General features: G+C 75.1%; 8 protein-coding genes. 4 read left to right on the top strand and 4 right to left on the bottom strand.

From position 1 onward, the window contains the following. Positions 1-227: 227 nt before the first annotated feature. Together ADK60_RS03225 and ADK60_RS03220 are read left to right on the top strand one after the other, a co-directional pair. Positions 228-836, top strand: coding sequence for a GNAT family N-acetyltransferase (locus ADK60_RS03225; RefSeq protein ID WP_063783025.1), 609 nt, complete (start codon positions 228-230; stop codon positions 834-836). 58 nt (positions 837-894) lie between these two features. Continuing rightward, positions 895-1,842 carry a serine hydrolase gene (locus tag ADK60_RS03220; protein ID WP_079008004.1) on the top strand — a complete coding sequence of 316 codons (948 nt, stop codon included), beginning with the start codon at positions 895-897 and terminating at the stop codon, positions 1,840-1,842. Between the two features lie 13 nt (positions 1,843-1,855). On the opposite strand, the gene ADK60_RS03215 is transcribed toward ADK60_RS03220, so the two are convergent. Further along, positions 1,856-2,917: an alpha/beta hydrolase family protein gene (locus ADK60_RS03215; protein ID WP_078897128.1), complete on the bottom strand. Its 1,062-nt coding sequence runs from the start codon at positions 2,915-2,917 to the stop codon at positions 1,856-1,858. Positions 2,918-3,075: 158 nt separating this feature from the next. On the opposite strand from ADK60_RS03215, the gene ADK60_RS03210 reads away from it, so the two are divergent. Together ADK60_RS03210 and ADK60_RS03205 are read left to right on the top strand one after the other, a co-directional pair. Then, positions 3,076-3,714 carry a GNAT family N-acetyltransferase gene (locus tag ADK60_RS03210; protein ID WP_053643061.1) on the top strand — a complete coding sequence of 213 codons (639 nt, stop codon included), beginning with the start codon at positions 3,076-3,078 and terminating at the stop codon, positions 3,712-3,714. A 65-nt stretch (positions 3,715-3,779) separates the two neighbouring features. Next, positions 3,780-4,625, top strand: coding sequence for a PaaX family transcriptional regulator C-terminal domain-containing protein (locus ADK60_RS03205; RefSeq protein ID WP_107094480.1), 846 nt, complete (start codon positions 3,780-3,782; stop codon positions 4,623-4,625). A 23-nt stretch (positions 4,626-4,648) separates the two neighbouring features. Here the strand turns inward: ADK60_RS03205 and ADK60_RS03200 are convergent, their stop codons facing one another. The 3 genes from ADK60_RS03200 to ADK60_RS03190 all read right to left on the bottom strand — a co-directional run bounded on the left by ADK60_RS03200 (position 4,649) and on the right by ADK60_RS03190 (position 7,152). Continuing rightward, positions 4,649-4,987 (bottom strand): cupin domain-containing protein, encoded by a 339-nt coding sequence (locus ADK60_RS03200; protein WP_234370919.1) that lies wholly within the window; start codon positions 4,985-4,987, stop codon positions 4,649-4,651. Positions 4,988-5,134: 147 nt separating this feature from the next. Then, the gene (locus ADK60_RS03195; RefSeq protein WP_053643057.1) at positions 5,135-5,815 is read right to left on the bottom strand and encodes a response regulator; all 681 of its coding nucleotides are present in this window, start codon (positions 5,813-5,815) and stop codon (positions 5,135-5,137) included. Continuing rightward, a complete protein-coding gene (locus tag ADK60_RS03190) occupies positions 5,812-7,152 on the bottom strand; it encodes a sensor histidine kinase (protein WP_053643055.1) in 1,341 nt (446 codons plus the stop codon). Before ADK60_RS03190 ends, ADK60_RS03195 begins: the two co-directional genes overlap by 4 nt. Positions 7,153-7,329 lie beyond the last annotated feature (177 nt).

Below are 7,329 nucleotides of genomic sequence, written 5' to 3'. Positions count from 1 at the left end.
ATAACCCAGAGGTCGCAGGTTCAAATCCTGTCCCCGCTACTCAGTAGCAACGAAGGCCCGGAGGATACGTCCTCCGGGCCTTCGCCGTTCCCGAAGCCGCCCCGACAGCCGCCCCGGAACCCGTTCCCGCAACGAAAAACCGGCGCCGGAAATCGGAAGGGCCTGGCATCGGCCGCGCGCGGTGCGCGAGAGTGGCCCGACCGCTGCCGCGACCGATGGAGCCGCCCGTGACCGTCACCCGGATCCTCCACTACCACCACGAGTTGCCGCTCGACTTCGACCAGTTGCTGCTCGGCATCCACGTCGACGCCCGCGCCGACCGGATGCTCGACCCGTTCGCCCAGCGGTTCCACCTGGTCGTCGACCACTGGACGAGGCGTCCCGGCTTCTCCTGCGTCGTCTCCTACGAAGGCCGCGAACCGACCGGCTTCGCCTACGGCGCACCGCTGGCGGCCGGCCGTGAATGGTGGCGCGGGCTGCTCGACCCCGCCCCGGCCCCCGCCGCGACCTTCGGCCTGTCCGAGCTGATGGTCCGCCCCGCCTGGCGCGGGCAGGGCCTCGCCGGGCGACTGCACGACGCCCTGCTGGAGGACCGGCCCGAGGACTTGGCGTGCCTCCTGGCCGAGGCCGACCGGCCCCGCGCGCAGGCCCGTTGCGAGTCCTGGGGCTACCGCCCGGTCGGCCCGACCCGGCCCGTCGCCGGCAGCCCCGCGTACACCGTGATGCTCCGCCGACTCCCGCCCGTGCCGCTCCCGCCCGTGCCGCTGCATTCCGGTGGGGAGTACCGTGAAAGGGCCGTCACGCATCCGGACGGTTCGGCGGCCGACGAGTCCTGAGAAAACGTCCATGCCGTCCTCAGGATGTTCAAAGCCGCGCGCCCTACTCTCATCGATCATGGCGATACGAAGCGTCTCCCGGGCAAGAGTGTTGGTACCGGTCGGCCTCCTCGTCGCCGCGGGGGCGGTGGCCGCGGCGTTGCAGGGGCAGTCCGGCGGTGTCGAGAGCCGTTCGCAGATGTCCGTCGTGGCCGACACGACCTCGTCCGCCCCACCGGTGGTCACCCCGGCCACCGCCGCGCCCACCCCGACCGCCACGCCCACCGCCGTCCCTGCGCCCGCTGCCACGGCCGGGGCCGCCGCCGCGGCCCTGCACAGCGCCGTCGACCGGGCGGAGGGCGCGGTCTCGGTGGCGGTCACCGACCTGGACACCGGGCAGTCGCTCAGTTACGGCGGCCCCGGCCACGACTTCGCCACCGCCAGCATCGTCAAGCTCGACATACTGGCCGCGCTGCTGCTCCGGACGCAGGACCTCGGCACCACGCCGACCGCCGCCCAGCGCGACCTGGCCACCACGATGATCGAGAACAGCGACAACGACTCCGCCACCGGCCTGTGGGACGAGATAGGCGCGGACCCGGGTCTCGACGCCGCCAACGCACGCTTCGGCCTGACCGCCACCGAGGCCGGCCAGGACGGCTACTGGGGCCTCACCTCGACCACCGCCGACGACCAACTGCGCCTGCTGCGCCAGGTCTTCACCGACGAGTCGCTGCTCTCCGCCACCTCCCGCGCCTACATCCAGGGGCTGCTCGACGAGGTGGAGGAGGACCAGCGGTGGGGCGTGGGCGCGGCGGCGAGCAACGGCGGGTACGAGGTGAAGAACGGCTGGCTGCCGAGGGACACGGACGGCCTGTGGGTGATCAACAGCATCGGCCGGGTCGAGCGGGACGGGCACCAGCTGCTGATCGCCGTGGTCTCGGACGGGAATTCGACCGACACCGACGGAATGGACCTGGTGGAGTCGGTGGCCCGCGCGGCGGCCGAGGCTGTGACCGGGAGCTGAGCGCCGGGAGGGCTCATCCCCGACGCGGGGCCCGGCCGAGTCCGTCGAGGAACTGCCGTTGGCCGTCCAGGAATCCGTCCGCGAAGAGCGAGCGGGGCGAGAACAGCGCGGTGAGCGTGAGCCTGGGCTCCGACTGCTCGACGGACCGCTTGAGCAGTGAATGGGCCGCGTCCGGGTAGTGCGCGACCGTCAGCGCGCCGCCCGCGTCCAGCGCCTCGCGGTAGCCGCGCTCCGTGTCGGCGGTGTCCACATTGGTGTCCTGGCCCGCGAGGACCAGCAGCACCGGGACGCCGCGCAGGGCCAGGAGGTCCCGGGTGGCGTCGGCGGTGTGGTTCCGGGAGACGAAGCCCCAGCGGCCGGCGGTCATGCCGTCCGCGTCGCCGCCCATGGCCGCGAGGTACTCCTCGAAGCCCGCGTGGCGCGCGAGCAGCGCCCGGACGGCGTCGCTCCGGGCGGTCTCGGCCTCGATCCGGGCGGCCGACGCGCCCTCGGCGCGCAGTTCGGCGAGGAGGTTGTAGCGGCCCTGCCGGAGCCAGTTGATCGCGGGCGAGACGGCGAGAACGAAGCTCACGGGCGTCCTCGCGGCGACCTTCGGCAGGACCCAGCCCGCCTGGCTGGCGCCCCAGAGCCCGATCCGGTCGCCGTCGATGTCGGGGCGGGTGCGGGCCCAGGCGATCGCGGCGGCGGCCTCGTCGGCCCGGTCGTCCATGGACTGGTCGAGCCAGTTGCCGGGGGCGCCCGCGACGCCGGGCTTGTCCCAGGAGAGCGAGGCGTACCCGGCCTCGGCGTTCGCCTCCCAGATGGGCTTGTAGCCGTCGTCGTGGGTGGCGTCGGTGGGGCCGTCGCCGTGGACGTACACGACGAGGCCGTGGCGCTCGCGGCCGTCCCTGGGGACGGCGAGCACGCCGTTGAGGACGTGGTTGCCGTGGCGGATCGAGACCCGCCGCTCGTCCATGGCGTAGGAGTTCTGCCACAGCACCGCGCCGACGAGACCGGCACCCACCAGCAGCACCGCGACGAGCGACCACACGGTGATGCGGAGCCCCCGCCGTCGGGGCCGGGTCTTCGGACGCACGGTTTTCGGACGCTCGGTTTTCGGACGCATGGGGCGGCCGCCTCCGTTCTGGTTCCGGTTCTGATCCGGCCCTAGAACTATCACCATAAGAACGATCGTGGCGAGTCTGATAGATTTGAGTCCTGGTTCCAAGGCTCGACGAGAAGCGGAGGCACAGCATGGGACTCGACACACCGGGCCGCCCCGGCGCCGGAACGGTGACCGTGCGGCGGGGCCTCCCCGACGGAGCCGAGCGGCGGGCCGCCGAGCTGTACTGGGACGCCTTCGGCCGCAAGCTCGGCCCCGCCCTCGACCCGCCCGACAAGGCCGTGCCCTTCATCGCCGCCCACTTCAACGCCGACCGCGCGGTCTGCGCGCTGCTCGACGGACAGCTCGTCGGCCTCGCCGGGTACCGCCAGGGCGGGCGGGGCCTCACCGGAGGATCGGCCGGCGCCGTGCTGCGCGCCTACGGACACCTGCGCGGACTGCACCGGCTCCTGCTCCTCTCCCTGTTCGAACGCCGTCCGGCGCCCGGGCAGCTCCTCATGGACGGGATCGCCGTGAGTCCGGACCTGCGCGGCCGGGGTGTCGGCAGCCTGCTCATCGAGGAGGTGGCCGCCGTCGCGGCGGAGCAGGGCTACCGGGAGATCAGGCTGGACGTGATCGACACCAACCCGCGCGCCCGGGCCCTGTACGAGCGGCGCGGCTTCACGGCCGTACGGACCGAGGAGACGCCCTACCTGCGCCGGCTGCTCGGCTTCGGCGCGGTCACCACCATGCGCCGCCCCGTCGGCACCGACGGCAGGGGAGAACTGTGAGCACCGGAACCGACCACACCGGGACCGACCGCACCGGAACGGACCACGTCGAGGTCCCCACCCGGATGCTCGTCCACGCGCTGGTCCGCGAGGACGGCACCGTCGGCGCCGACGAGCTGTACAGCGTCGCCAACACCCTGGGCATGAGCGACCAGCAGGTGCGGCTCTGCGTCAAACGCCTGGTCGGCGAGGGCCGGTTCACCCACGAGGGCCGCGGCCGAAAGGCGCAGCTGCACGCGACGCCGGACACCGTGCGCGCCCTCGCCCCCAACGCGGACTTCCTGCGGCACGCGTTCCGCCAGGACGCCGGGGCCGCGCCCTGGGACGGCGTCTGGCACCTGGCCGCCTTCGCGGTGCCCGAATCGGCGCGCACCGCCCGGGACACCCTGCGCGAGACGCTCGTCCACCTCGGCGGCGCCCCGCTCCAGGGCGGCCTGTACGTCAGCGCCAACGCCTGGGAACCGTACGTCGAGGAGGCGGCCCACCGCCTCGGCGCCCACGGCGGGCTCACCCTCCTCACCACGACCGACCTGCGCCGGGGCGACACCCGGGAGCCCGCCGAACTCGCCCGCGAGCTGTGGCCCCTGGCGGAGATCGCCGACCGCTACCACCGCCTCGACCGCATCGCCGGACCACGCCTCGCCCGGCTCACCGGCCCCGCCGAGCTCTCCTCCGCCGAACTCCTGACCGTCGCGGTCGAGTTGGCCGCCGAGCTCACCCGCGCCATGGAGCCCGATCCGCTCCTGCCGCCCCAACTGCTGCCCCACCCCTGGCCCGGCACCGGGGCCAGGGAGCGGATCGCCCGCTGCTGGGCCGCCCTGTACGCCCGCGACCGGGGCGAGGCCCGCCCGGCGCTCTTCCGCCTCTTCGCCGACATCACCCGGGAAGCGGCGGACCGGGTCACGGACTGACGACGGAACCGACCGCTCGGGGCTCACCCCTCCTCGGGGACCTCGACGATCAGCAGCGTCCCCCGACTGCCGGGGCGGACGGCGTGGGCCGCGCGCGCCGGGATCCGGAGCAGCTCGCCCGGGCCGACCGTCACCTCGGCGCCGTCCAGCAGGAGTTCGAGGCGGCCGTCGAGGACGAGCAGCACCTCCGGGTCGACGTGCGACTCGACGGGCAGCGGCCGCCCGTCCATCCGCAGGACCTTCACGGCGGCCGTGCCCACCTGTCCGAGCAGGTGGGACGCCCAGGGGGCGGGCAGCGCGGACGCGGCGGCGGACAGGTCGATCGGGTTCACGGCGGTCGGGCTCACGGAAATCGGCTTCACGGCATACCTCCATGGCGGGCCCGACCCGCCGTGGTGGCAGGACAGGACCGCGATGTGTTCGAAGGGGACGTGCTGGACGCTATCCGAGCGGCCGGGCCCGTTGGTCGACCGTTTGGTAAAACCTCGCGCCGTCCCTCCGAGCGGGTCTCAGCGCGACAGTCCCGCCCGGTGGGCGAGGATGGCGAGGCGGACGCGGTCGCGGGCCGCGAGCTTGTGGAGCAGCCGGCCGATGTGGGTCTTGGTGGTGCCCTCGGTGATGTGGAGGCGCACGGCGATCTCGGGATTGGTGAGCCCGTCGCCGACCAGGGCCAGCACCTCGCGCTCGCGGGCCGTAAGGGCGCGGACGGCGGTGCGCGCCCCGGCCCGCACCGGGTCCTCGCCGGCGATGCCCGGCCCGGCGGCCAGCAACTCGGTCAGCTCGGTGATCAGCTGCCGGGCGATGCCGGGCCCGAGCGCACCCTCGCCGGCGGCCACCGCCCTTACCGCGGCGAGGAGTTCGGCGGGTTCGGCGTCCTTGAGCAGGAAGCCCGCCGCCCCGGCGCGCAGCGCGCCGCGTACATAGGTGTCGAGCGCGTAGGTGCTGAGGATCAGCACCCGGCTGCCGGAAGCTCCGGCGGTGATCCGGCGGGTGGCCTCGATACCGTCCAGGCCGGGCATCCTGATGTCCATGAGGACGACGTCCGGCCGTTCCCGGTGGGCGAGTTCGACGGCCTCCGCGCCGTCCGAGGCCTCCCCCGCCACCGTGAAGCCCGGGGCGAGGCGCAGGATCCCGGCGAACCCGGCGCGGACCAGGGCCTGGTCGTCGGCGACCACGACCCGGACCGTCACGGCCGGTGCTCCGGCTCTGCGGAGCCCGACCCGGAGTCGGCCCCGGCCAGTGGCAGCCCCGCGCTGACGCGGAAGCCGCCCGCCGGGGTCGGCCCGGCCACGCACCAACCGCCGTACGGGGCCACCCGCTCCCGCATCCCGGCCAGGCCCGCGCCACCGGCGCCACCGGGTGCGGGGCGTGGAGGCGCGCCGTCCCCGGGCCCGTCGTCCGTGACCTCCAGCCACAGCTCCTCGTCCCGGTACTCGACCTCCACCCGGGCCCGGGCCGCGCCCGCGTGCCGGACCACGTTGGCGAGCGCCTCCCGCAGGATCCGGTACCCGGACAGGCCGACGCCGGGCGGCAGTTCGCGTTCCCGCCCGCGGATCCGGACCTCCACCGCGACCCCGCCGGCACCGGCCCACTCCGCCAGCCGCCGCAGATCGGCCGCCGCCAGTCCGGGGGCGGGCACCGGGACCGACGGCCGGTCCCCGGGCCCGGTGTCCTCCCGGAGGACGGCGAGCAGCGTCCGGGTCTCGCGCAGCGCGTCGGTGCTCACGGCCCGGATCGCCGCGAGCGCCGTCCCGGCCGCCTCCGCGCCGCCGTCCGCTCCCGCGTGTGCCAGCGCGTACTGGCCGAACCCCGCCTGGACGCTCACCACGCCGAGGCTGTGCGCCACCACGTCGTGCACCTCCTGTGCCAGCAGCAGCCGTTCCTCCGAGCGGGCGGCCCGCTCCAGCGCCGCCCGGCGCTCGGCGGCCACGGCGGTGTGCGCGCGGTGCCCGCGAACGGCGCGCCCCGCCGCCCAGGCGGCCGTCTGGCCGAGGACGGCGAGCGGAAGATTGCCGAGGACTTCGTCGGGTGCCGTCGCGGTGACCGCCCAGCCGAGGACGGCCGCACCGAGCGCCGCCCGCCCGTGACCGGCCCACCCGGCCCACCCGGTCCGCCGGTCGTCGGCGGCGGCCGCGTACACCGCCAGCGCCCCGACCGGCACCGCCCACGCGCCGACCACCAGCCCGACCGCCGGCGCCCGGCAGCCCGCCACCGCCACCCCCCAGGCGAGGACGGCGATCGCGCACGACCCGGCCGGCCACCGCCGCCGGAGCGCCAACGCCGTTCCCAGCGCCACCGTGGCGAGCAGGGCGACGGCCAGGGCGGCGGGGCCTTCCAGCGGCGGGTTGCCGCGGCCGTGCGGGTCGAAGTCGCGGGCGGCGTCGAGGACCCGGACCGCGGTGACCGAGGTGCCGGCCAGCGCCACGAGCGGGTCCGTCCACGCCCGGTGGAAGGGCGCGAGCCGCTTCGTCCAGGGCGCCCGGGTGGCGGCGGCGTGCGCGGGCGCGGCCGTCGGCTGGTTCTGCACCCGGTCAGGCTAGCCACCGGCGGACGGCCGGGCATCCGACCACGGTCGTATGCCCACGGCCGGACGCGCCGGGCCGGGGCGGGCCGTCACCTTGGTCACGACAGCACCTCGGTCACGTCAGCACCTTGGTCACGTCAGCACCTTGGTCACGACACCACCCCCGTCACCCGATCCGTT

This window comes from Streptomyces sp. XY431 (assembly GCF_001279805.1).
In the GTDB taxonomy this organism is placed as follows: domain Bacteria; phylum Actinomycetota; class Actinomycetes; order Streptomycetales; family Streptomycetaceae; genus Kitasatospora; species Kitasatospora purpeofusca.
Note: the sequence above shows the minus strand (reverse complement) of the source record. Positions and strands in the feature narration are given on the sequence as shown.